Raw genomic sequence first — 23,872 nt, 5'->3', positions numbered from 1 at the left:
GGACGAGTCAGTCATGGCCGCGGAACCCGTCATCGTCGAAGCAGTACGCACCCCCATCGGCAAGCGCGGCGGCGCGCTCGCCAACCTCCATCCCGCCTACCTCCTGGGGGAGACCTACCGCGAACTCCTCGCCCGTACGGGCATCCAGCCCGACTGTGTCGAGCAGATCGTCGGCGGCACTGTCACCCACGCGGGTGAACAGTCCATGAACCCGGCACGCAACGCCTGGCTGGCGATGGGCCTCCCGTACGAGACCGCCGCGACCACCGTCGACTGTCAGTGCGGGTCCTCCCAGCAGGCCAACCACCTGGTCGCCAACATGATCGCGGGCGGGGTCATCGACATCGGCATCGGCTGCGGCGTCGAGGCGATGTCCCGGGTGCCGCTCGGCAGCGGCTCCAAGCACGGTCCCGGCAAGCCCTGGCCCGACGAGTGGAACGTCGACCTGCCCAACCAGTTCGAAGCGGCCGAACGCATCGCCCGCAACCGGGGACTGACCCGGGAGAACGTCGACTCGCTCGGCCTGATCTCCCAGGAGCGGGCGGCCGCCGCGTGGGCCGAGGAGCGCTTCAAACGGGAGACCTTCGCCGTCCAGGTCCCCACCACGGAGGACGAACAGGCCGCGGGCCAGGGCATGTGGCGGCTGGTCGACCGCGACGAGGGCCTGCGCGACACCAGCATGGAGGCGCTGGGCGGCCTCAAGCCCGTGATGCCCACCGCCGTCCACACGGCGGGCAACTCCTCGCAGATATCCGACGGCGCCGCCGCGCTGATGTGGGCCTCCAAGCGGATGGCCCGCGCCCTCAAGCTCAGGCCGCGGGCCCGCATCGTGGCCCAGGCGCTGGTCGGCGCCGATCCGCACTTCCATCTAGACGGCCCGGTCGACGCCACCCGCGCGGTCCTCGGCAAGGCCGGTATGTCCCTCAAGGACATCGACCTCGTCGAGATCAACGAGGCCTTCGCCTCCGTCGTGCTGTCCTGGGCCCAGGTCTTCGAGCAGGACCTGGAGAAGGTGAACGTGAACGGCGGCGCCATCGCCCTCGGCCACCCGGTCGGCGCCACCGGCGCCCGCCTCATCACCACTGCACTCCATGAACTCGAACGCCGGGACAAGGAGTTCGCCCTGATCACCATGTGTGCGGGCGGGGCACTGGCGACGGGGACGATCATTCAGCGGTTGTAGGAGGCGGGACGGGGCGGGGCGGCGAGTGGTCGGCCCGGGGGCTTCTGGCCTTCTTCCCGACCTGAGGAAAACCACAGCTGAGTTGTGCGGAAATCCGCATTCTGCGCGGCTCGCGATCTCCGTACCGTCAAGCACATGACGACGAACCGAGCACCGCGACAGCACCCCTCCTCGATCTCCTCTCCCGCGCCCTCATCCGCTCCCACTTCCGCCATCCCTCGCCCGCGCACTGCCCCTCGCCCGCCGGCACGGCACCGAGGGGGCTGGGCCCGTTCAGCCCGGGGCGGTCTCTCGCGAGGCGCCAGAGGTGAAAGAGGCGGGGACGTCGAAGGCCGCGCGGCGGGTGGCGCGGCGCAGGGCCCTGAGGACGGTGCCCCCGAGGACGAAGGTGAGCACCACGGTGACCAGGGCCCGGGGGAGGTCCCAGCCGAGGGAGGTGGCGAGGCAGTAGGCGAGGTAGCGGGCGAGGTTCTGGTCGAGCGGATCGCCGGGGACGAAGGAGACCCCTGAGGCCAGGCCGCCGATGTAGGGCCAGCCCTGGAGGTTCATGACCAGGCCGTAGAGGACGGCGGACACGGCGCCGTAGGCGGCGAGCAGGGTGAGTTCACCGCGGCCCCGCAGCCGGTCCGGCCCCGGCAGCAGCCCGGCGCCCATCGACACCCACCCCATCGTCAGCATCTGGAACGGCATCCAGGGACCGACACCACCGGTCAGCAGTGCCGACGCGAACATCGCCACGGAACCCAGTACGAAGCCGAACCCGGGCCCGAGGACCCGCCCCGCCAGCACCATCAGGAAGAACATCGGCTCGATCCCCGCCGTCCCCGCGCCCAGCGGGCGCATCGCGGCCCCGGCCGCGGCCAGGACGCCGAGCATCGCGATGGCCTTGGCGTCCAGACCGGTGTCGGCGATCGTCGCCACGACGACGGCCAGCAGCATCGGCAGCAGCGCGGCGAACAGCCAGGGCGCGTCCTTGGAGTGGGCCAGCCCGGAGGCGGAGTCGGCGAGCAGCGGCCAGCCGAACGCCATCACGCCGATCGCCGAGATCAGCGCCAGCGCGGCGACGGAGCGCGGCCCGAGCCGCACGGCACGGGCCTGGCGACCGGACCCGGGGCGGCCGGAGTTGGGACGGCCGGAGTCGGAGCGGCCGGAGTTGGGCCGGCCGGTGCCGGTGACGGGCGCGGGGCCCTCCGGACGGGGTGCGGGCACGGTCATGCGAGGGCCTCCAGGGCGCGGGCCACCTGCGGAACCGTCAGCCAGGGGAGCGGGGCGAGGACCTTGGCGACCTGCGGCGCGAAGGAAGGAGAGGAGACCACGACCTCGTCCGTGGGGCCGTCGGCGACGATCTCGCCGTCGGCGAGGATGACGACACGGTGCGCCAGTTCGGCGGCGAGTTCCACGTCGTGGGTGGCCAGGACGATGGCGTGGCCCTCGGCGGCCAGGGTGCGCAGCACCTCGATCAGACGGGCCTTGGCGGAGTAGTCCAGGCCGCGGGTGGGCTCGTCGAGGAGGAGCAGCGGCGGACGGGCGGTCAGCACGACCGCGAGGGCGAGGGCGAGCCGTTGGCCCTCGGACAGATCACGCGGGTGAACGGAGTCCGGGACATCCGGCAGCAACCGGGCGACCAGCTCCCGGCAGCTGCCGGAGGGCGCGTCCGCGTCCTGGTCGGCGGCGGTGCACTCGGCGGCGACGGTGTCCGCGTAGAGGAGGTCACGCGGCTCCTGGGGGACCAGGCCGACATGCCGCAGAAGGTCCCGGGGGCGGGTGCGGTGCGGGACGGCGCCACCGACGCGCACGGTGCCGGACGACGGCTCATGCATACCGACGAGAGTGGTGAGCAGGGTGGACTTGCCCGCGCCGTTGCGCCCCATCAGCGCGAGCGTCTCACCGGCCCGCACGGTCAGATCCACCCCGTGCAGCACCTCGGCCCGCCCCCGGCGCACCCCGAGCCCCGAGACCTCCGCGGCAGCATCCGACGCCGGTGACGACACCGACGCCGCCACCGGCGCACCGCCCGTGCCGGTCCCCGGCGCCTGGGGCGGTACGGCCGTCAGCAGCTCGCGCAGCGGAGCCGCCTTGCGGCGGGCGTCGCGGACGGAGAGCGGGAGGGGAGACCAGTGGGCGAGGCGTCCGAGGGCCACGACCGGGGGGTGGACGGGGGAGACGGCCATGACGTCGGCGGGGGTGCCCATGACCGGGGGCGCGCCCGGCGCGGGAAGGAGGATGACCTGGTCGGCGTACTGGACCACGCGCTCCAGGCGGTGTTCGGCCAGCAGGACCGTGGTGCCGAGGTCATGGACCAGCCGCTGGAGGACGGAGAGCACCTCCTCGGCGGCGGCCGGATCGAGCGCGGAGGTCGGCTCGTCGAGGACCAGCACCTTGGGATGGGTGGTCAGGACCGACCCGATGGCCACCCGCTGCATCTGGCCGCCGGAGAGCGTGGTGATCGCCCGGTCCCGCAGCTCCGCCAGCCCCAGCAGGTCGAGGGTCTCCTCGACCCGGCGGCGCATCACCTCGGGGGCGAGGCCGAGCGACTCCATGCCGTAGGCGAGTTCGTCCTCGACGGTGTCGGTGACGAAGTGCGCCAGCGGGTCCTGGCCCACGGTGCCGACGACATCGGCCAGTTCGCGCGGCTTGTGGGTGCGGGTGTCACGCCCGTCGACGGTCACCCGGCCGTGCAGCGTGCCGCCGGTGAAGTGCGGGACGAGACCGCAGACGGCGTTCAGGACGGTGGACTTGCCGACGCCCGACGGGCCGACCAGCAGACACAGTTCGCCCTCGGGAACGGTCAGGTCGACGCCGTGGACGGCGGGTGCCGCGGCATCGCCGTAGGTGACCGAGACCTGCTCGAACCGGATCACTGGGTGGGCTCCTTCGTACGGGGAACGACATCAGAGGCACGGGGACCGCCGCGGGACGCACCACCGGACCCGGCACGGTCCGCGCCCGGCGGGAGCGGGGCGACGAACGCGGGCAGCAGTCCCACGAGTACGGACACGGCCGGCCAGAGCGGAAGGACGGGGGCGGTGAGCGGGACGGCGGGGGGATGCAGGGCGGCGGGCGCGTAGTCGTTCGCCCAGATCATCAAGGCGGCGACGGCCAGCCCGGAGCCCGCGACCAGCCAGGCGCGGGCGCCCCACCGCTCGGGCCGGTAGCGGCTGCGCACCGACCGGCGGCCACCGAGCCACAGCCCGGCGAGCGCCGCCGCCAGCCCGGCGAGCAGCAGCGGCAGCCCGTAGCCGCCCCCGGTGTCGCCCAACAGCCCGTAGGTTCCCGCGCAGACACCGAGCAGCCCGCCGAGGGTGAGCACGGACGTGGTGTGGCGCACGGCGGGCGGCACCTGGGCGCTGCGGCCGTAGCCGCGCGCGTCCATGGCCGCGGCCAGCGCCACCGAGCGCTCCAGCGCGCCCTCCAGCACCGGCAGTCCGACCTGGAGGAGCGCGGTGAACCCGCGGTCGGGACGCCCGCGCAGCCGGCGGGCGGCCCGCAGCCGCTGGACGTCGGCGACCAGGTTCGGGGCGAAGGTCATCGCGACGACGACCGCGACGCCCGCCTCGTAGAGCGCACCGGGCAGGGACTTCAGGAGCCGGGCGGGGTTGGCGAGCGCGTTGGCGGCGCCCAGACAGATGAGGAGTGCGGCCAGTTTCAGCCCGTCGTACAGGGCGAAGAGCATGCCCTCCGCGGTGACCCGCCCGCCGATCCGGACGCCCTTCGCCCAGTCCGGCAGGGGCACTTCGGGGAGGGTGACCAGGGTGTGCGTACCGGGGACCGGCGAGCCGAGGAAGAAGGCGAACACCAGCCGGATGACGATCACGACCAGTCCGAGCTTCACGAACGCGCCGTACGAGCGGGCCCATGGCGCGTCCGTACGGCGTGCCGCGACGACATACCCGGCGACGCCCACCAGCAGCCCCAGCAGCAGCGGGTTGGTGGTGCGGGACGCGGCGGTGGCCAGACCCAGCGCCCACAGCCACCAGGCGCCGGCGTGCAGCGCGGTGGTGCGGGTCGCCCGCGGGGCGCTCATCCGCGTCGGCGGCGTGCCTGCCACACCGCCGCCGCACCCAGGGCGGCCACGGCCGCGACCCCGCCGAGCAGCCCGGCGGACGGCCCGCCGTCACCGCTCCCGCCGTCTCCGCCGCTCCCGCCGTCCCGGTCCGCCGCCCCCGCCGGCGCGGCCGAGGACCCGGAGCCCTTCGACCCGCTCACCGACTCCGCGCACCCCGCCTTCGGATAGCCGGCGATGGCGCACAGCAGGGCGTTGGCGTCATAGCGCAGCGGCCGGGCGACCGCCGCCAGCGCCTCGCCCGCCGAGGCGTCCTCCGGCACCCGCGCACACTCCGTCCTGGCCTTCGGCGGCCGCTCGCCGCCGGGCGCCTCCGCCGCGGTGCCGAAGTCCAGGACGACGCCGATCCGCTTGCGGCCGTCCTTGGCCGGGGTGCCGTGGCAGATCGCCTCGAAGTCGGCGGCCGCGCGCGGCTTTCCGGCCCCCGCGGAGTCGGCGCCGACGGTGAAGCGGAAGCCCGCGACCGCGCCGTCGGCCGGCCGCAGCGTGGCCGGCCCCTGGGTGGCGTACGCCCAGGAGCCGCCCTTGCCGTCCCAGAACGACCAGTAGCGGTACTCCTGCGCCTGCGCGGGCCCGGCGGCCAGGCCGGTGACCGTACCGGCCAGCAGCAGCGCCGCGGCCATCCTGGTGCCGCGCATCAGAGCTGGTTCTTCTTCCGGCCGCTCAGCAGGAAACCGATGCCGGCACCGATGGCGAGACCGACGCCGATGATCCACCAGATGCCGGAGCCGCCGCCCGAGGAGTCACCGTCCTTGTCGTCCTTCGCCGGTGCGGCGGCCGGCTTGGGGCCGGTGGCGTTGAGCGCGGCCACCAGGTCGGTGCCGCCGAAGGACCGCGGGTCGGTACCGGTGGCGTGCGCGGCCAGCACCAGCTGCGCGTACGCGGCGGGCCCGCTCTGCCCGGCCCAGTCCGCCGCGTTCTTCTCCAGCCACTTCAGCGGCTTCGCGGCGGCGGCACCGTGGCCACCGGCCGCCAGTGCCACCACGGCGTCCGCGGTGTTGCCGACGTCGGGCTGCTTCTCGGCGCCCGGCATCGCGGACAGCAGATGCTGCCCGTTCTTGTCGAGCTGCGCGACGAGATAGGCGGCGCCGCCCTCAGCGGCCTGCGACAGGTCGCCCTTGCCCGTCTTCTTGCCGGCGTCCTTGCAGTCCAGCGGCTTGACCGGGGTGTTCGCCCGGCCGTCGGCGGGCGCGACGACGAAGCCCTTGCCGAGCGCTCCGGTCGCGGCGGCCGCGGTGGCGTCGGCGTTCGGGGCGGCGCCCTTGAGCTGGAAGGTGAACGCGCCGCGCTCGCCCTCCTTCGCGTCGCAGCCCAGCTGGAAGGTGAGCAGCCCGTCGTCAGGGGACTTGCCGCCCTTCTTCGACGTCACGGACCGCGGCTTCTCGCCCGCCGCCGCGAGCGCGCCGATGACCACGGACGTGGAGTTGGCGTCGCTGGCCGAGCCGGGCACCGAGCTCCAGCCGCCGTCGTCGTTCTGCACCGACTTCAGCCAGCCCACGGCCTTGCGCACGGTGTCGCTCTGCCCGCCGAGTGCGGCCAGCGCCTGCACCGCGGCGGCCGTCTGGTTGGTGTCCCGCATGGTCTTGGCGTCACAGGCCTTGCCGGGGTCGGCACGGAAGGCGCTGAACGAGCCGTCGGCGCACTGCTGCTCGACCAGCCAGCGCACGGCGGACCCCGCGGGCCGCAGCCCCACCGTGTCCTGCGCCAGCAGCGCCAGCGACTGCCGCCAGACCCCGTCGTACTGGGGGTCCTTGCTGCCGTACAGGCCGTCCGGCAGCTTCTTCGGGGACGCGGACGGGGCGGCGTCGGCATACGCGGCGGGGGCAGCGGCCGCGCCCAGCACCACCGCGGCGGCCAGCGCCGTGGCGGCGCGGCGCGCCAGGAGGGCGACGGGGTGCGTCAGGGGGGCCTGGTGAGCCATGGAAGCCATGGGGGCCATCGGGTCGGTGCCTCTCGGGTCGGGTCGCGGCGATCTACGCAGCCACGCTCGGCCGGCCGCCCGCGCACCGATCCCTGGGGATCACGGGCGCGGTGGCACCGGGCTCAGCTCCGTATACCTCGACGGTGCCGCGCACCGGGCCGTCCCAGTGGCGGACGTTTCCGGTGGCGGGAGCCTTGGTCGTGCCCCCTCGGGTGCTCCGGCTCGTACGGCTGTCCCTGCCGGTCCAGCCGGCGCGGTACGGACGGGCCGTCCTCACGGTTGCGGGTCAGCGCCGGATTTCCACCGGCTTCCCCCGATCGGGTACGGATGAAGTTGTCCCGCACACCTTAACCGGCACCCGCAGGGCACTCGCTCGCACGTACGAGCCGCACCTGAGGGCGCGAGCCGGGGACCGGAGCGGAGGCCGCCCGGAACGCCACCCCAGACGCCGGGCCGGCCCGCCCGCCCTCACACCGCCCGGTACCGCACCGGACCGCTCCCCGGCACCGGCTCCGCGTGCCCCAGCTTCACCAGCCGGCGCAGATGTGCCTCGGCCTCCGAGACGGCGATGTTGCGGGACCCGTAAGGGATCTGCTCCCAGGGCCGGTTCCACTCCATGGCCACGGCGAGCTCCCAGACGGTGCGCGGTTCCCGGAGCAGGGCCCGCAGCCGGTCCAGCCGCTCCTGGTGGTGGGCGATCAGCGCGCGCACCCGGCCCCCGGCGTCGGTGAAGGCGTGCTGGTGGGCGGGCAGCACCTCGGCGGGGCCGAGCCGGCCGACGCGTTCGAGGGAGTCGAGGTAGTCGCCGAGCGGGTCGGTGCCCTCCGCCGCGTTCGCCGCGCCGTGCGGGCCGGGCGGAGCCCCTGCACTGTCCGGGGCCTCGTACAGGCCGATGTGCGGCGTGATGCCGGGCAGGAGGTGGTCGCCGGAGAACAGTCGGCCGAAACCGGGGGCCCGCGCCGAGGGGTGTGCCTCCTCCAGGTGGAGACACACATGGCCGGGGGTGTGGCCGGGCGTCCAGATGGCGCGCACCCGGCGGCCCGGCAGGTCGAGCAGTTCGCCGGGGTCGATACCGCGGTCCGGCAGCGCGGCCCGCAGTCCGGGCAGCTTCCGCCCGCCCCCGGTGGCGCGCGCCTTCCGCAGGGGTACCAGATGCTCGTCCGGTGCGCCCGCCGCCGTGAGTCTGGCGAGCAGGTAGTCGAGCCACTGGGCCGGTTCGGCCTCGCGGGTGCGGCGGACCACCGCGGTGTCGGCGGCGTGCATCGCGATCCAGGCGCCGGAGGCCTCCCGGACCTTCGCGGACAGCCCGTGGTGGTCGGGGTGATGGTGGGTGATCAGGACGCCGTGCAGGTCGGTGAGGGCGAACCCGCAGGCGGTGACGCCGGCGACGAGGGTGTCCCAGGAGTCCGGATCGTCCCATCCGGTGTCGACGAGCACCGGGCCGCGGTCGGTCTCCAGGAGGTGGACGAGGGTGTGGCCGAGCGGGTTGTCCGGGATGGGGACGGCGATGCTCCACACCCCGCCCTTGTGGTCGGTCACCTGCGCGGTCATCCCGGTCCCCTTCCGGTGCGGCATACACCCGGTACCCGGCCTCACTATAACTAGAACTGGTTTCAGGATGGCTTGAAGTTCCCCGTGCGCTCAGGGGAGTTGAGATGAGCGCGGCCCCGTGGACTCCTCCAACTAGAACTGGTATCAGTTCCTGATGCGGTGCAGCGGGCTGCGCCGCATCCGCACCGAAGCACCGTCAGCAAGCGCGTTCCGAGGCACAGCAGCAACCACAGGGAACCGGCAGGGCACGCCGGACGGGCGGCCCACCCGCGGGAGGCGGCAGCGATGAGCGACCTCGTCGAGCACGGCAAGCTCTACATAGGCGGTGAGTGGGCCGATCCGGCCGGCCGGGACACGATCGAGGTCGTCTCACCCCACACCGAACAGGTCATCGGCCGGGTCCCGCACGCCGCGCGGGCCGATGTCGACCGTGCGGTGACCGCGGCCCGTACGTCCTTCGCGTCCGGGGTGTGGGCGAACGCCCCGCTGGCGGACCGGATCGCGGTGGTGACCCGGATCAAGGACGCCTTCGCGGCCCGCAGCGAGGAGATCGCCAAGGTCATCAGCGCGGAGAACGGCACCCCGTTCACCTCCGGCGTCATGGTGCAGTCGCTGGCCGCGATGCTGGTGTGGGACGCGGCGCTCACGGTGGCCCGCGACTTCCCGTTCGAGGAGCGGCGCAGCGGGGTGCTGGGGCCGCTGCTGGTGCGCCGGGAGCCGGCCGGGGTGGTGGCCGCCGTGGTGCCGTGGAACGTCCCGCAGTTCACCGCCGCCGCCAAGCTCGCGCCCGCGCTGCTGGCCGGCTGCTCGGTGGTGCTGAAGGTGTCACCGGAGACCCCGCTGGACGCCTACCTGCTCGCGGAGATCGCGACCGAGGCGGGGCTGCCGCCGGGTGTGCTGTCGATCCTGCCGGCGGACCGCGAGGTGAGCGAGTACCTGGTCGGGCACCCGGGCGTGGACAAGGTGTCGTTCACCGGCTCGGTGGCGGCCGGTAAGCGGGTCATGGAGGTCGCGGCCCGCAACCTCAGCCGGGTCACGCTGGAACTCGGCGGCAAGTCGGCCGCGGTGATCCTGCCGGACGCGGACCTGGACGCGGCGGTGGCCGGCATCGTGCCGTTCGCCTGGATGATCAACGGTCAGGCCTGTGTGGCCCAGACCCGGATTCTCGCCCCGCGCAGCCACTACGACGAGATCGCCGAGCGGTTCACCGCGGCGGCCTCGGCGCTCACCGTCGGCGACCCGCTCGATCCGGCCACCGAGGTCGGCCCGCTGGTCGCCCGCCGCCAGCAGCAGCGCTCGCTGGACTACATCGCGCTCGGGCAGCGCGAGGGCGCCAAGGTCCTGACCGGCGGCGGCCGTCCCGAGGGGCGGCCCACGGGCTGGTACGTCGAGCCCACCCTCTTCGGCGAGGTCGCCAACTCCATGCGGATCGCCCGGGAGGAGATCTTCGGCCCGGTCATCTGTCTCCTGCCGTACGACGACGAGGCGGAGGCGGTGCGCATCGCCAACGACTCCGACTACGGGCTCTCCGGCTCGGTGTGGACGGCCGACGTCGACCACGGCGTCGAGATCGCCCGGCAGGTGCGCACCGGTACGTACTCGGTGAACACCTTCAGCATCGACATGCTCGGCCCGTTCGGCGGCTACAAGAACTCCGGCATCGGCCGGGAGTTCGGCCCCGAGGGCTTCGGCGAATACCTGGAGCACAAGATGATCCACCTGCCGGCGGGCGCCTGATGGGGGACCGCTGGGAGGTGGTGGTGGACCGGAGCGTCTGCATCGGGTCGGGGATGTGCGCCGCCACGGCCCCGGACGGCTTCCGGCTGGACACGGCCCGCCAGTCGCACCCGGTGGCGCCGGAGACGGACGCCGCCGAGAACGTCCTGGCGGCGGCGGAGGGATGCCCCGTGGAGGCGATCACCCTCACCGCGGCCGGCAGCGGCGAGGCGGTGTTCCCGCCGGAGGAATGAGCGGCGGCACCGCCGGGCGGGGGAGGGCGGCCGGGGTGCGGGGCGGGAGCCCCGGGGGTGGGGCCTTAGGGGGTGGGGAGTGGCGTCCCGTAGGGGGTCGGTGGCCCCCTTGCGGGCCAACTACCCGCGGCAGCGGCGGAGTTAACGCACGACGGCGAAGCCGTCAGCGGAGTCAACGCGCGACGGCGAAGCCATCACCGGGGTCAACGCGCGACGACGAAGCCACCACCCGCGTGCCAGGACAAGGGGGCACCCGGCGCCGGTATCCACTCCCACGCCCGCCGGCGCCCGCCCCCACCCCCGTTACGGCGCCGTCCCGGCTCTCCCGTTACAGCGCCCCTCGGCTCAGCTCTCCCGGTCGGGCGAGGTGAGGTCGATCAGCCGGCAGACGGTCTCGATGTCTATCTTCACCTGGGCGATCGAGGCCCGGCCGGAGAGCCAGGTGATCAGGGCCGAGTGCCAGGTGTGCTCGATGACCCGGACCGCGGAGAGTTGTTCGGGGGTGGCCGAGACGGCGGGGTGCGCCGGCTCCTGCGAAGGGTGGTGGTGAGTGGCTGGCGGGGCCATCGCGTCGAGGATGATCGTGGTGGTCAGCCGGGAGACGGTGTCCACCTCGGGGCTGACGGAGCGGTCCGCGAAGGTCAGCGCGCGCACCATCGCGTCCGCCAGATGCGGTTCGCGCTGCAGTGCGCGGAAGGCCCGCATCAGGGTCTGGGCGACCCGTGCGCCCGGGTCCTGCTCCGACGGGGGGCGCTTGCGCAGCGTTTCGTGCATGTGCTGGAGCTGGTCCTGCATGGTGGCGACCAGCAGATGCACCTTGGAGGGGAAGTAGCGGTAGAGGGTGCCGAGCGCGACGCCCGAGGACTCGGCGACCTCGCGCATCTGCACGGCGTCGAAGCCACCACGGGACGCCAGCTTGGCGCTGGTGTGCAGGATGCGGCGGCGCCGGGCCTCCTGACGCTCGGTCAGGGGAGGACTCGCGGGAAGGGTCGGTCTGGCCGCCTTGGATTCCGTAGTCATATTTCCCATTCCGTGGCATTCCGTCCGCGATGCGGCGAGTGCCGGTGGTGTGCTCGGCACAGCATGGCAGGGGGGCGGGTGGTGGCGCGAATCACCTGGTGCGGCTCTTTTCGCCTCGTTCTCGGCCGGTAGATTCGAAGCTCGGTGAACTGATCAGTAGCCAATCAGTTCTGAAACTTGTTCTAGATTACCGCCAGCGGTTACGCTCCGGCGAAAGTCCAGTGAGAAGGGGGCCGAGCGTGACCGCAGAGGCCGTCCAGGCAGCCGCGCCTCGCCCCGCAGAGGCCTCCCCGGCCTCCGCCCCGTCGAACGGCGAGCGTCCCCTGCGGATCGCGATGCTCACGTATAAGGGGAACCCGTTCTGCGGCGGACAGGGCGTCTATGTACGCCACCTCTCGCGCGAACTGGCCCGCCTCGGGCACTCCGTCGAGGTCATCGGCGCCCAGCCCTACCCCGTCGTCGACGACGGGGTGACCCTCACCGAGCTGCCCAGCCTGGACCTCTACCGTCAGCCGGACCCGTTCCGCACGCCGAAGCGCGGCGAGTACCGCGACTGGATCGACGCCCTGGAGGTCGGCACGATGTGGACCGGCGGCTTCCCCGAGCCGCTGACCTTCTCGCTGCGGGCCCGGCGCCATCTCGCCGCCCGCCGCGGCCAGTTCGACGTGGTCCACGACAACCAGACCCTCGGCTACGGCCTGCTCGGCGGCCCCGGCGCCCTCGGCGCCCCGCTGGTCACCACCATCCACCACCCCATCACCGTCGACCGGCGGCTCGACCTGGAGGCCGCCGACGGCTGGAAGCGCCGGGCCTCCGTCCGCCGCTGGTACGGCTTCACCCGGATGCAGAAGCGGGTGGCCCGCCGGCTGCCGTCCGTGCTGACCGTCTCCGGCTCCTCCCGCCAGGAGATCGTCGACGACCTCGGGGTGTCCGCCGACCGTATCCACGTGGTGCACATCGGCGCCGACACCGACCTGTTCTCGCCAGATGCCGCGGTGCCCGAGGTGCCGGGCCGGATCGTCACCACCTCCAGCGCGGACGTCCCCCTCAAGGGACTGATCCACCTCGTCGAGGCGCTCGCCAAGGTGCGCACCGAGCACCCCGACGCGCATCTGGTGGTCGTCGGCAAGCGCGCCGACGACGGGCCGGTCGCCGCCGCCATCGAACGGCTCGGACTGTCCGGCGCCGTCGAGTTCGTCAAGGGCATCAGCGACCCCGAACTCGTCGACCTGGTGCGCAGCGCCCAGATCGCCTGTGTCCCCTCCCTGTACGAGGGGTTCTCGCTGCCCGCCGCCGAGGCGATGGCCACCGGCACGCCGCTGCTGGCCACCACCGGCGGCGCCATCCCCGAGGTCGCCGGCCCGGACGGCGAGACCTGTCTCGCGGTGCCCCCGGGGGACGCCGGTGCGCTGGCGGGCGGACTGCTCCGCCTCCTGGGCGACGAGGACCTGCGCCGCCGCCTCGGCGCGGCCGGCCGGGAACGGGTGCTGGCCCGCTTCACCTGGCGCCAGGCCGCCCTCGGCACCGCCGAGCGCTACCGCGAGGCCCTCGCCCTCCAGAAGAACGGCCGGCCCGGCGCCCTCTCCCCGACAGCGTCCGGAGGGGGCACCGCGGCCGCGCCGAGCCCCGCCGGACAGCTCTAGGGGCCCGCCCGGCCCGTACCTCCTTCTCCGCAGCCCCCACCGCCACCCACCGCCGGACGAAAGCAGAACGCCGTGCTGACCGTCGACTTTTCCCGCTTCCCGCTCGCTCCCGGCGACCGTGTGCTCGACCTGGGGTGCGGCGCCGGCCGGCATGCCTTCGAGTGTTACCGGCGCGGCGCGCAGGTCGTCGCCCTCGACCAGAACAGCGAGGAGATCCGCGAGGTCGCCAAGTGGTTCGCCGCGATGGAGGAGGCGGGTGAGGCCCCGGCGGGCGCCTCCGCCACCGCCATGGAGGGCGATGCGCTCAACCTGCCGTTCCCCGACGACAGTTTCGACGTCGTGATCATCTCCGAGGTGATGGAGCACATCCCGGACGACAAGGGCGTGCTCGCCGAGATGGTCCGGGTGCTGCGCCCCGGCGGCCGGATCGCCGTCACCGTCCCCCGCTACGGCCCCGAGAAGGTCTGCTGGACGCTCAGCGACGCCTACCACGAGGTCGAGGGCGGCCATATCCGCATCTACCGCGGCGACGAACTCGTCGGGAAGATACGCGAGGCCGGTCTGGAGCCGTACGGGACCCACCACGCGCATGCGCTGCACAGCCCCTACTGGTGGCTGAAGTGCGCCTTCGGGGTGGACAACGACAAGGCGCTGCCGGTGCAGGCGTACCACAAGCTGCTGGTCTGGGACATCATGAAGAAGCCGCTGGCCACCCGGCTCGCCGAGCGGGCCCTGAACCCCGTCATCGGCAAGAGCTTCGTCGTCTACGCCACCAAGCCGCATCTGCCCGGGGAGGCCGCCGCCGAGCCCGCGGCCACGGAGGCGAGCGAGCCCGCGGCCGAGCCGGCGGCCGAGTCCGGTACCAAGGCCTCCGCCAAGCCCGCTTCCCGGCGTTCGTCCAAGGCGTCGTCCAAGACGTCGTCCAAGGCATCCGCCAAGCCCGCCGCCGGGGCCGCCAAGTGACGAGTCCCGGACGTACCGAACGACTTGTCCTGCCGGGGGTGCTCACCGCCGAGCAGGCCGCCCGCACGGTGGCCGGCATCCTGGCGACCCAGCGGCCGGACGGCGCGATCCCCTGGTTCCGGGGCCACCACCTCGATCCGTGGGACCACACCGAGGCCGCCATGGCCCTGGACGCGGCCGGCGAACACGAGCGCGCCGAGGCCGCGTACGACTGGCTGGTGCGGCACCAGAACCCGGACGGGTCCTGGTACGCGGCCTACGACGACGGCGACGCCGAGGCCCCCACCGACCGCGGCCGCGAGACCAACTTCTGCGCGTATCTCGCGGTCGGCGTCTGGCACCACTACCTGTCCACCGGCGACGAGGCCTTCCTCGACCGCATGTGGCCGGCGGTGCAGGCCGCGACCGAGTTCGTCCTGGAGCTCCAGCAGCCCGGCGGCGAGATCGGCTGGAAGCGCGAGGACGACGGCACGCCCGTCAACGAGGCGCTGCTGACCGGCTCGTCCTCCATCTACCAGGCGCTGCGCTGCGCGCTGGCGCTCGCCGAACAGCGCGAGGAGCCGCAGCCCGACTGGGAGCTGGCCGTCGGCCGCCTGGGCCATGCGATACGCAGCCACCCCGAACGGTTCCTGGACAAGTCCCGCTACTCCATGGACTGGTACTACCCGGTCCTCGGCGGCGCGGTCCGCGGTGCCCAGGCCCGTGAGCGCATCGACGCGGACTGGGAGGAGTTCGTCGTGCCCGGCCTGGGGGTGCGCTGTGTGCTGCCCAATCCCTGGGTCACCGGCGGGGAGAGCGCGGAACTGGCGCTCGCCCTGTGGGCGATGGGGGAGTCCGAGCGGGCCGTACAGATCCTCAAGTGGATTCAGCACCTCCGCGCCGACGACGGCATGTACTGGACCGGCTACGTCTTCGACGACGACGCGGTCTGGCCGCGCGAACGCACCTCCTGGACGGCCGGTTCGCTGCTGCTCGCGGTGGCCGCCCTGGGCGGCGACGAGGCCACCACCACGGTCTTCAGCGGCGAGCAGCTGCCGACGGGACTCGACCCGGACTGCTGCCGCTAGGCCAGGGACCCATGAGGGTCCCCAGTGCCGGGACCGGCGGCCCGTACGTACGGGCCGCCGGGCAGCGGCCGCCGGCCAACAGCCGCCGTTCAGCGTCCGGCAGGGCCGCCCGCCCCGGCGCGAAAAGGGGAGGCCGCCCGCGAGCCCTCCCGCTACTGTGCGCCGCATGACACTCCAAGGCTCCCTCAGTCATGAGGCCTACTGCGCCCAGATAGTGGACGAGACCACGAAGTTCCGGGCGATCCTGCGCGACGCCGAGCTGTCCGCGACCGTGCCCACCTGCCCGGACTGGACGCTGGCCGACCTCGCCCGGCATCTGGGCGGCGCGCACCGCTGGGTCGCCGCCCTCGTCGCCACCCGGGCCGCCACGGACATCGACGAGGCCGACATCCCCGAGGGCGACGGGCCCGGGACGGACGACGCGGCGGCGCTGGACGCCTGGCTCGCGGACGGCGCCGAACAGGCCGTGGCGGCGCTGCGCGAGGCCGGTCCCGACGCCGGGGTGTGGACCTGGGCGCCGGTGCGGCGGGCGGGCTTCTGGGCCCGCCGGATGACCCACGAGACGGTGATCCACCGCGCCGACGCGGCACGCACCGCGGGCGTCGCCTTCGACGTCCCGCCCGAGGTCGCCGCCGACTGCCTGGAGGAGTGGCTGCAGTTGTGCGCCCTGCCACTGGCCACGGAGCACCGCGCGGAAGCGGCGGCCCAGCTCTTCGGCCCCGGCCGCTCCCTCCACCTGCACGCCACCGACACCCCGCCCGAGCTGAACGCCGAGTGGCTCCTCGACCTCACCGGCGACCGGCTCGCCCATCGCCGCACCCATGAGAAGGCCACCGTCGCCGTCCGCGGCCCGCTCACCGATCTGCTGACCGTGATCTACCGCAGGCAGCCCGCCGACAGCGGCCGGGTCGAGGTGCTGGGCGAGCGCGTGGTGTTCGACCGGTGGCTGGAGTGGGCCTCGTTCGGCTGAGCCGTCCGTGGCCGTCAGGAGTTCAGCTCGGCCAGCACCCGCAGCGTGTCCGGGTCGGGGGCGGTGACCAGCAGATCGGTGACCGGCCCCGCCCGCCACAACTCCAGCCGCTTCGCGATCCGTTCGCGCGGGCCGACCAGCGAGATCTCGTCGGCGAAGGCGTCCGGTACCGCCTGCACCGCCTCCTGCCTGCGGCCTTCGAGGAAGAGCCGCTGCACCCGCCGGGCCTCCTCCGCATAGCCCATCCGGGCCATCAGGTCGGCGTGGAAGTTCCTGGCGGCGTGCCCCATCCCGCCGATGTAGAAGCCGAGCATCGCCTTGACCGGCAGCAGTCCCTCGGCGACGTCGTCGCAGACCACGGCGCGGGCCATGGGGGCGATGAGGAAGCCCTCCGGGGCCTGTGTGAGCGACGCCCGGTAGACGTCGGCGCGCTGCGGTGACCAGTACAGCGGCAGCCAGCCGTCGGCGATTTGGGTCGTCTGGGCGATGTTCTTGGGACCCTCCGCGCCCAGCAGGACGGGGAGCCGCGCGCGCAGCGGGTGGGTGATGGGCTTGAGCGGTTTGCCCAGGCCGGTGCCGTCCGGGCCGCGGTAGGGGTGCGGGTGGAAGGCCCCGCCGGCCTCCACCGGCCCTTCCCGGCGCAGCACTTGGCGGATCACGTCGACGTACTCGCGGGTGGCGGTCAGCGGGCTCCTGGGGAACGGCCGTCCGTACCATCCCTCGACGACCTGCGGTCCGGACAGTCCCAGGCCCAGCAGCACACGGCCGCCGGAGAGATGGTCGAGGGTCAGCGCGTGCATCGCGGTGGCGGTGGGGGTGCGGGCCGCCATCTGCGCGATACCGGTGCCGAGTTTGATGCGGGAGGTGTGGGCGGCGATCCAGGTGAGCGCGGTGAAGGCGTCCGAGCCCCAGGCTTCCGCGGTCCACACCGAGTCGTAGCCCAGCCGCTCGGCGGCGCGGGCGAGTTCGAGGTGCCGGGGGTCCGGGCCGCGGCCCCAGTAGCCCAGTGCCAGACCGAGTCGCATACCGGTCGCCCCTCTCCGGCGGACGGGTGCCGTCCACGGGTAGCTGACGCTGCGTCAGATCGATGTCCGCGAACTGTACGGCCGGGCCGCCGGCAGCGCAACGGCCCCCCGCCCGCAGGGGCGAGGGGCCGCGAAAGGACCGCTGTGCGTCCGGTGTCAGCCGCGCTGGATACCGGTGGTGTCCTGGAGGACGCCGCGCCGGCCGTCCTGGGTCTGCGCGATCAGGGCCTGACCGCGCTGGTCCACCGCCAGGTACCAGGTGCCGGGCGCCAGTTCGGCGATCGGGGCGGGGGCGCCGTCCTCGCCGTACAGCGGGCGCGCGACGGGCACCGCGAACCAGAACGGCGCGAACTCCGCCGGGGCACCGGCCGCCGGGCCGGCTCCCCTCGCGCCGCCGGCCGTGCCGTCCATCGGCATCTGCTGGCCGTGGGGCTGGGCGGCCTGCGGCTGCTGCTGCTGGGCGCCCGGGTAGCCGTAGCCCTGGCTCGCCTGCTGCTGCTGCGCGCCGGGGTAGCCGTAACCCGGGTTGGGGCCGGCCCCGTAGGGGGCGGCGGCCTGCGGCTTCGGGGCGCCGATCAGGGCGGCCTGGAGCGGCGGGAGCAGCGGCGAGGCGACGGCGCCGCCGGCCAGGATCAGGGCGGCGATCAGGCCGATGATGAGGCCGGGGCCGGCGCTGTTGCTGTCGATGAGGGACCAGAACGCCGTCCAGGCCGCGAACACCGTGAGGGCGACGCCGAACTGGCCGAGGTCGAGACCGGCGACCTTGCGCGGCTGCGGCAGCGCCCGGCTGACGATGATGATCGCCGCGCCGATCACCCCGGCCAGGTACACGCTCATCAGGCGGGACACCGACTCCCAGGCGTTGAGGCTGGGGAAGGGGCCGCCGGTGATGGAGAGGAACGAGGCGATGAACAGCAGCACCGCTGCTCCGATCACCACGCCGTCGCCTCGAGTGAGGGAGCGGATGTTCACGTAAAGGTCCTTTGTCGGTTTCGTGGGTCCGGTCGTCGCTGTCGCGGTGCGCCAGTGCGAGGCACGGCGGTGGCCACCTATCGTAAAGGGGAACCTGTCGCCGAATCCGGCGGCCCGTCCCGTTGGTTTCCGCGCGCTATCGGCAGGTTGCGCCGGAGGGGGTATCGGGCGGGTTCCGGAGCCGGTCCGAGGCCGGTCAGTGCGTCAAGAAGTCCGTAATGCCCTCGGTGATCCCGCGCGCCGCCTTTTGCCGCCAGCCGGCGTCGGTCAATTGCGCGGCGTCCTTCGGGTCGCGCATATTGCCGCACTCGATGAACACCTTCGGCACCGTGGAGAGGTTGAGGCCGCCGAGATCCGCGCGCTTGTCGAGTCCGGTGCCGCCGCCGATGTAATTGGAGGCGGAGCTTCCGGTAACTGCCCGGAACCGTTCGGCCAGCCCCTCGCCCAGTCGGCGCGAGGGCCCGGTGATCGCGGCGGTGTCGGCCGGGCCGTCCGTGACGCGGGCGGGCAGGATCACATGGAAGCCGCGGTTGCCGGTGCCCGAACCGTCGGCGTGGATCGACAGCGCGGCATCCGCGTGCGCCCTGTTCCCGATGCCCGCGCGCTGGTCAACGCACGGCCCGTAGGGGCGGTCGCCGTCCTGGGTGAGGACGACCTTCGCGCCCTCGGCCCGCAGCAGCGTACGGGCCCGGCGGGCCACGTCCAGGGTGAACGAGGCCTCGGCGTACCCGTCGTCGGTGGCGGTGCCGGTGGTGTCGCACTCCTTGTGGGCGTTGCCGATGTCCACCTGCCGGGCGATCTCCCGGCCGTGCGCGGCGTTGTGCGGATTGTGCCCGGGGTCGAGCACCACGACCTTGCCCTTGAGCCGGTCTCGCGGGCCGTGGCCCGTGGAGTCCTTGGCGCCCGGGGTGTGCCCGGCGCCGGGCCCGGTCGGGTCCCCGGCGTCGTGCCGCGCCCCGTCGCCCGGCGAGGGCTGTCCGGCTCCCGGCCCGCCGTCACCGCCCGACGAGCGCCAGGCCAGCCAGCCCAGGCCGGCGACCACCACGGCGGCCAGCACGACGAGGAGGGTGCCGCGCAGGCGGCGGCGCGGGGGGAGAGAACTGCCGTTCGACACGATCGCGATCGTAGCCCGCTCAGATGCCCGGTCCGGTGCGCCGCAGGACGTGCAGCGACCGATGGGACGAGACCTCGGTGAACGCGCCGGACTCCAGGGCCCTGCGGTAGACGCGGTACGGGGCCTGGCCGCCGTCCGCCGGGTCCGCGAAGACATCGTGGATGACCAGCAGCCCGCCGGGCGCGACATGCGGGGCCCAGCCCTCGTAGTCGGCGGTGGCGTGCTCGTCGGTGTGCCCGCCGTCGATGAAGACCAGCCCCACCGGGGCCTGCCAGACGGCCGCGGCCTGCGGCGACCGGCCCACCAGGGCGATCACCTGGTCCTCCAGGCCCGCGGCGTGCAGCGTGCGGCGGAAGGTGGGCAGCGTGTCCATCCGGCCGACCTCGGGGTCCACGACGGCCGGGTCGTGGTACTCCCAGCCGGGCTGCTGCTCCTCGCTGCCCCGATGGTGGTCGACGGTGACGGCGAGGACCCCGGCGCCGCGTGCGGCGTCGGCGAGCAGGATCGTGGACCGCCCGCAGTAGGTGCCGACCTCCACCAGCGGCAGCCCGAGCGCGCCCGCCTCGGCCGCCGCCGCGTACAGGGCGAGGCCCTCGTCCACGGGCATGAAGCCCTTCGCCGCCTCGAAAGCGGCGAGTATCTCCGGCTGCGGGGCCTGCGGAGCCGTGGGAGCGGGCATGGGCTTCCTCCTGTGGTGCGGTCAGGGGCTCATCGTGCCGTACGGGGCGGCGCGGGCGGCGTGCGGGTGTCCCGGCCGGGGCATTCGGGTATCGGAACGGCGGTTCGCATTATCCGCACCGGAAGACCCGGCGATTCCTGTCGGTTCCCGCCGGGTTCCGGTCAGTTCTCCCCCTGTTCCCGCCGTTTTATCGCCGGCGCTTTCCGTGATGCCCGAAAGCGGCGAATTCGGAGGCGGGGGAGTCGGGGGTGCCGGGAGCGCCCGGAGGGGGAAGAGCCGGGGAGGGAGAGCGGACGAAATGAGTTCCACGACGGAATTCATCGGACCGTTTCCTGCGCGCATCCGCACCGTTCCCCGGAGAATCCTTGCGGTTCGGACGGGCGCCCGGCGGGGCGGGGGAGGGGAGGGGAGGGGAGGGGAGGGGAGGCCGTCATCCGGTGGCGGGCTTGCGGGCGTCCTGGGACGGGCGGCGGACCTGGCCCGGGTGTCCTGTCCGCTTTGAGGTTGCGAGACGTCTGCTGGTGGCCTGTGGCTCGCAGTGTTCATTGGGACGAAGCGGTGCTGGATCGTCCGGCTCAAGGTTGCGAAATGCTCGGGCTCTGGGTGGTGGTCCAGAGGCGTCAGTACCTGTTCGAGAGCCGTCGGCCGTCTACCTGATCTGGGCTGAAGCGTGTACGACGAAGGAGTTGAGGGACGCCCGTGCCTCGACCGACTTCGTCCGCAGTTCTTCGCGGTCTGTTGCGCGGTGAAGGGCACCGATCATCCCGATGGTCTGCTCTGCCCGTGTATGCAGGTCGCCATCGGGCATGAGCAGGCGGAGCTGGTGAACTGCCTGGAAGGCCTGCCCGCGGACCCGGAAGGCTTCCGTTCTGGCTGCCACGTGCGCCGGACCGTCCTGTTCCTCGTGCTGGCGATGCCACCAGTCGTGTTGGCTCCGTATGAATTCGTTGGTCGCAGCGGTGAAGGCGAGGACGGCGCTGCGGCGTTCGGTCCGGTCCGCCACACGCTTCTGGAACCGGTACCCCAGAAGAGAACCGATGAGCGTTCCCGCCACTGCGATGAAGGTCGTAAGTACCTGGCCCACTCCACTAGTTGACCATGCCCACTCCAGCATCAACAGGGCACGTAGTGGCGAGATGCCGCGCAGGCCCTCAACCGATGGGGCCGTCGTTGATGAAGTCGTAGTGCCCTCGGACGGGTTGGGAGCGGAGAGACGGCGCGGCCCCTCGGATCAGCTGGGACAAGGTGTCGATCATGCCCCCGGTGCGTTGGTAGAGGTACTCGCCCATGCGCGCCGGCGTCCCGGGCTGGTGGTGACGCAGCCGGAGCATGGACTCCAGGGTTTCGACGAGAGCCTGCCAGGCGGCGCGGTCCGCTCCGGCGCAAGGTTTGACCTGGACTTCGCAAGGTTCACACGCACCGGACAGCGGGCCCCCGGCCAATACGCCCGAGCCGGCCCTCATCTGACCTTCCGTCAGAGTGAAACGTGTTCTAGCCTGCCCCGCATGGGCATTGGAATCACGCAGGAGCAACGTGACCTGGCCGAGGCGGCGGGCGGCTGGGCGGCGCGGGCGATGCCGCCCGAAGCGGTGCGCAAGCTGCTCGACGCCGCGCCCGCGCGCCCCGGGCGCCCCGCGTACTGGGAACAGCTCGCCACCCAGGGCCTGCTCGGGCTCCATCTCCCCGAGGCCGACGGCGGCGGGGGCGGTGACCTGCTCGACCTCGCCGTGGTGCTGGAGGAGTTGGGCCGCGCCGCGTTCCCCGGCCCCTGTCTGCCCACCACTCTCGCGGCCGCCCTCCTGCACCGCGGCGGCGCCCCGGCCCTCGTCCGGGACCTCGCCACCGGCGTACGCATCGGCGCCGTCGCGCTCGGCACCGGCACGCTCACCGCCGCCGAAGGCCCCGACGGCTATGTCCTGGACGGCACCGCGCCCCCGGTCCTGGCCGGAGCCGACGCGGATCTGCTGGTGCTGGCCGCGGAGTTCACCGCGGCACCGGGCGGCGCCGCGGCAGCGCCGGGGGAGACCGTCTGGCTCGCCGTCGACGCCGGGACGCTGACCGTACGCGTCCAGGAGAGCGCCGACCCGACCCGGCCGACCGCCGAGGTGAGCGCGCACCGAGTGCCGGTGCCCGCCGGACGGCGGCTCGGCGTCGACAGCGACCTGGTCCAGGATCTGGCCGGGGTGCTGTGGGCCGCCGAGAGCTGCGGCACGGCCTCCTGGGCGCTGCGCACCGCCGCCGCGTACGCCGCGGTCCGCGAGCAGTTCGGCCGCCCCATAGGCCAGTTCCAGGCGGTCAAACACCTCTGCGCCGACATGCTCGTCCGCTACGAGCAGGCCGCCGCTCTGGTCTGGGACGCGGCCCGCGCGCTGGACGAGCCGCCCGCGGTCCGCGGACTGGTCGCGGCACTGGCCACCGCGACCGCCCTGGACGCCGCCGTCAGCTGCGCCAAGGACTGCATCCAGATCCTCGGCGGCATCGGCTTCACCTGGGAACACGACGCCCACCTCCACCTGCGGCGGGCGACCGTCGCCCGCCAGCTCCTCGGCGGCGGCGACACCCACCGCCTGCGGGCCGCCCGGCTCGCCGCCGACGGCGCCCGGCGCCCGCTACACCTGGAACTCCCGGACGAGGCGGCGGAGTTCCGGGCCGAGGCGCGGACGGTCATCGACGGCGTCCGCGGCCTCGACCCCGCGGACGTGCGCCGCGCCCTGGCCCCCACCGGCTACGCCGCACCGCACCTCCCCGAGCCCCACGGACTGGGCGCCGGCCCCGTGCAACAGCTGGCGATCCAGCAGGAACTGGCCGCCGCCGGGGTCCGGATCAGCGATCTGGGCATCGCCACCTGGGTCGTGCCCTCGCTGATCGCCCACGGCACCCCGGAGCAGCGGGAGCGCTATCTGCTGCCGTCGCTGCGCGGCGATCTGCTCTGGTGCCAGCTGTTCTCCGAACCCGAGGCCGGCTCGGACCTGGCCGCCCTGCGCACCCGCGCCGAGAGGACGCCGGACGGCGGCTGGCGGATCAACGGCCAGAAGGTGTGGACCTCCGCCGCGCAGGAGGCTAGCCACGGCATCCTGCTGGCCCGCACCGACCCGGACGCGCCCAAGCACAGGGGGCTGACCTTCTTCCTCGTCGACATGACGGCCCCGGGCATCGACATCCGCCCGCTGAAGGAGATCACCGGCGCCTCGCTCTTCAACGAGGTCTACTTCGACGAGGTGCTGCTGCCGGCCGATTCGGTGGTCGGTGAGGTCGACGACGGCTGGAAGGTCGCCCGCACCACCCTGGACAACGAACGCGTCCACATGGCCGACCAGTTGACCTTCGACACCGGTCTGGCGGCGCTCCTGGAACGGGCCGCCGGGCTGGACGGATCGGTGCGGGCGCGGGTGGGCGCGCTGGCCGCCGAGGCGCACGCGCTCGGCTGCATCGGGCTGCGCACCACGCTCCAGCAGGTGTCGGGGCTGGAGCCGGGGGCCGGTGCCAGCATCCGCAAGCTGGTGCAGACCCCGCACCAGCAGAAGGTCGCCGAGCTGGCGCTGGAGCTGCTCGGCCCGGCCGGCGCGGTGCGCGAAGGGGCCGGTGAACGAGCCCTGCAGGGCTTCCTGATGTCGCGCTGTCTGACCATCGCCGGCGGTACCACCCAGGTGCAGCTCAACGTCGTCGCGGAGCGGCTGCTGGGCCTGCCCCGCGACCCGGAGCCCCGCCCCCTGATCTGACCTCCCTGATCT

General features: G+C 73.4%; 21 protein-coding genes and 1 riboswitch. Of the genes, 8 read left to right on the top strand and 13 right to left on the bottom strand.

From position 1 onward, the window contains the following. Positions 1-13: 13 nt before the first annotated feature. Positions 14-1,183 (top strand): steroid 3-ketoacyl-CoA thiolase, encoded by a 1,170-nt coding sequence (locus ACGFN2_RS12045; protein WP_362607552.1) that lies wholly within the window; start codon positions 14-16, stop codon positions 1,181-1,183. Between the two features lie 273 nt (positions 1,184-1,456). Here the strand turns inward: ACGFN2_RS12045 and ACGFN2_RS12040 are convergent, their stop codons facing one another. The 6 genes from ACGFN2_RS12040 to ACGFN2_RS12015 form a co-directional block, all read right to left on the bottom strand. Then, a complete protein-coding gene (locus ACGFN2_RS12040; protein ID WP_393359579.1) occupies positions 1,457-2,398 on the bottom strand; it encodes an ECF transporter S component in 942 nt (313 codons plus the stop codon). After that, positions 2,395-4,044, bottom strand: coding sequence for an ABC transporter ATP-binding protein (locus ACGFN2_RS12035; protein ID WP_393359577.1), 1,650 nt, complete (start codon positions 4,042-4,044; stop codon positions 2,395-2,397). Before ACGFN2_RS12035 ends, ACGFN2_RS12040 begins: the two co-directional genes overlap by 4 nt. Next, positions 4,041-5,207 (bottom strand): CbiQ family ECF transporter T component, encoded by a 1,167-nt coding sequence (locus ACGFN2_RS12030; RefSeq protein ID WP_362607678.1) that lies wholly within the window; start codon positions 5,205-5,207, stop codon positions 4,041-4,043. The genes ACGFN2_RS12035 and ACGFN2_RS12030 overlap by 4 nt, the downstream gene beginning before the upstream one ends. Continuing rightward, the gene (locus ACGFN2_RS12025; protein ID WP_393359575.1) at positions 5,204-5,884 is read right to left on the bottom strand and encodes an SCO2322 family protein; all 681 of its coding nucleotides are present in this window, start codon (positions 5,882-5,884) and stop codon (positions 5,204-5,206) included. The genes ACGFN2_RS12030 and ACGFN2_RS12025 overlap by 4 nt, the downstream gene beginning before the upstream one ends. Continuing rightward, entirely contained in the window at positions 5,884-7,185 is a 1,302-nt protein-coding gene (locus tag ACGFN2_RS12020; RefSeq protein WP_393359573.1) for a prenyltransferase/squalene oxidase repeat-containing protein, read from the bottom strand. Before ACGFN2_RS12020 ends, ACGFN2_RS12025 begins: the two co-directional genes overlap by 1 nt. 171 nt (positions 7,186-7,356) lie before the next feature. Beyond that, positions 7,357-7,518, bottom strand: a riboswitch (cobalamin riboswitch). A 117-nt stretch (positions 7,519-7,635) separates the two neighbouring features. After that, entirely contained in the window at positions 7,636-8,718 is a 1,083-nt protein-coding gene (locus ACGFN2_RS12015; protein WP_393359571.1) for an MBL fold metallo-hydrolase, read from the bottom strand. Between the two features lie 285 nt (positions 8,719-9,003). Here ACGFN2_RS12015 and ACGFN2_RS12010 point away from each other — a divergent pair, with 285 nt between their 5' ends. Continuing rightward, positions 9,004-10,455 (top strand): aldehyde dehydrogenase, encoded by a 1,452-nt coding sequence (locus tag ACGFN2_RS12010; protein WP_393359569.1) that lies wholly within the window; start codon positions 9,004-9,006, stop codon positions 10,453-10,455. Beyond that, positions 10,455-10,688 carry a ferredoxin gene (locus ACGFN2_RS12005; protein ID WP_393359567.1) on the top strand — a complete coding sequence of 78 codons (234 nt, stop codon included), beginning with the start codon at positions 10,455-10,457 and terminating at the stop codon, positions 10,686-10,688. Before ACGFN2_RS12010 ends, ACGFN2_RS12005 begins: the two co-directional genes overlap by 1 nt. 345 nt (positions 10,689-11,033) lie before the next feature. Here the strand turns inward: ACGFN2_RS12005 and ACGFN2_RS12000 are convergent, their stop codons facing one another. Then, on the bottom strand, positions 11,034-11,708 hold the full coding sequence (locus ACGFN2_RS12000; protein WP_362607565.1) for a TetR family transcriptional regulator: 675 nt from the start codon (positions 11,706-11,708) through the stop codon (positions 11,034-11,036). 239 nt (positions 11,709-11,947) lie between these two features. On the opposite strand from ACGFN2_RS12000, the gene ACGFN2_RS11995 reads away from it, so the two are divergent. The 4 genes from ACGFN2_RS11995 (at position 11,948) to ACGFN2_RS11980 (ending at position 16,351) form a co-directional block, all read left to right on the top strand. Then, entirely contained in the window at positions 11,948-13,351 is a 1,404-nt protein-coding gene (locus ACGFN2_RS11995; RefSeq protein ID WP_393359565.1) for a glycosyltransferase family 4 protein, read from the top strand. Between the two features lie 72 nt (positions 13,352-13,423). Next, positions 13,424-14,314 carry a class I SAM-dependent methyltransferase gene (locus ACGFN2_RS11990; protein WP_393359563.1) on the top strand — a complete coding sequence of 297 codons (891 nt, stop codon included), beginning with the start codon at positions 13,424-13,426 and terminating at the stop codon, positions 14,312-14,314. After that, positions 14,311-15,381, top strand: coding sequence for a prenyltransferase/squalene oxidase repeat-containing protein (locus tag ACGFN2_RS11985; protein ID WP_393359561.1), 1,071 nt, complete (start codon positions 14,311-14,313; stop codon positions 15,379-15,381). Before ACGFN2_RS11990 ends, ACGFN2_RS11985 begins: the two co-directional genes overlap by 4 nt. A gap of 166 nt (positions 15,382-15,547) precedes the next feature. Further along, the gene (locus ACGFN2_RS11980; RefSeq protein WP_393359559.1) at positions 15,548-16,351 is read left to right on the top strand and encodes a maleylpyruvate isomerase family mycothiol-dependent enzyme; all 804 of its coding nucleotides are present in this window, start codon (positions 15,548-15,550) and stop codon (positions 16,349-16,351) included. Between the two features lie 14 nt (positions 16,352-16,365). Here ACGFN2_RS11980 and ACGFN2_RS11975 read toward each other — a convergent pair whose 3' ends face one another. The 6 genes from ACGFN2_RS11975 to ACGFN2_RS11950 form a co-directional block, all read right to left on the bottom strand. After that, positions 16,366-17,376: an LLM class F420-dependent oxidoreductase gene (locus tag ACGFN2_RS11975; RefSeq protein WP_393359557.1), complete on the bottom strand. Its 1,011-nt coding sequence runs from the start codon at positions 17,374-17,376 to the stop codon at positions 16,366-16,368. A gap of 156 nt (positions 17,377-17,532) precedes the next feature. Then, the gene (locus tag ACGFN2_RS11970; protein ID WP_393359555.1) at positions 17,533-18,348 is read right to left on the bottom strand and encodes a DUF5336 domain-containing protein; all 816 of its coding nucleotides are present in this window, start codon (positions 18,346-18,348) and stop codon (positions 17,533-17,535) included. A 196-nt stretch (positions 18,349-18,544) separates the two neighbouring features. Then, a complete protein-coding gene (locus ACGFN2_RS11965) occupies positions 18,545-19,462 on the bottom strand; it encodes an N-acetylmuramoyl-L-alanine amidase (RefSeq protein WP_393359553.1) in 918 nt (305 codons plus the stop codon). A 19-nt stretch (positions 19,463-19,481) separates the two neighbouring features. Further along, complete coding sequence (locus ACGFN2_RS11960) at positions 19,482-20,141, bottom strand: class I SAM-dependent methyltransferase (protein ID WP_393359551.1); 660 nt, start codon at positions 20,139-20,141, stop codon at positions 19,482-19,484. A gap of 649 nt (positions 20,142-20,790) precedes the next feature. Further along, a complete protein-coding gene (locus ACGFN2_RS11955) occupies positions 20,791-21,195 on the bottom strand; it encodes a hypothetical protein (RefSeq protein ID WP_393359549.1) in 405 nt (134 codons plus the stop codon). A 97-nt stretch (positions 21,196-21,292) separates the two neighbouring features. Then, entirely contained in the window at positions 21,293-21,472 is a 180-nt protein-coding gene (locus ACGFN2_RS11950; protein ID WP_362607580.1) for a hypothetical protein, read from the bottom strand. 174 nt (positions 21,473-21,646) lie between these two features. Between ACGFN2_RS11950 and ACGFN2_RS11945 the strand changes: the two genes are divergently transcribed. Continuing rightward, the gene (locus tag ACGFN2_RS11945) at positions 21,647-23,860 is read left to right on the top strand and encodes an acyl-CoA dehydrogenase (protein WP_393359546.1); all 2,214 of its coding nucleotides are present in this window, start codon (positions 21,647-21,649) and stop codon (positions 23,858-23,860) included. Positions 23,861-23,872 lie beyond the last annotated feature (12 nt).

Source organism: Streptomyces sp. NPDC048612, assembly GCF_043199295.1.
In the GTDB taxonomy this organism is placed as follows: domain Bacteria; phylum Actinomycetota; class Actinomycetes; order Streptomycetales; family Streptomycetaceae; genus Streptomyces.
This window is presented reverse-complemented; position numbering and strand designations above follow the sequence as displayed.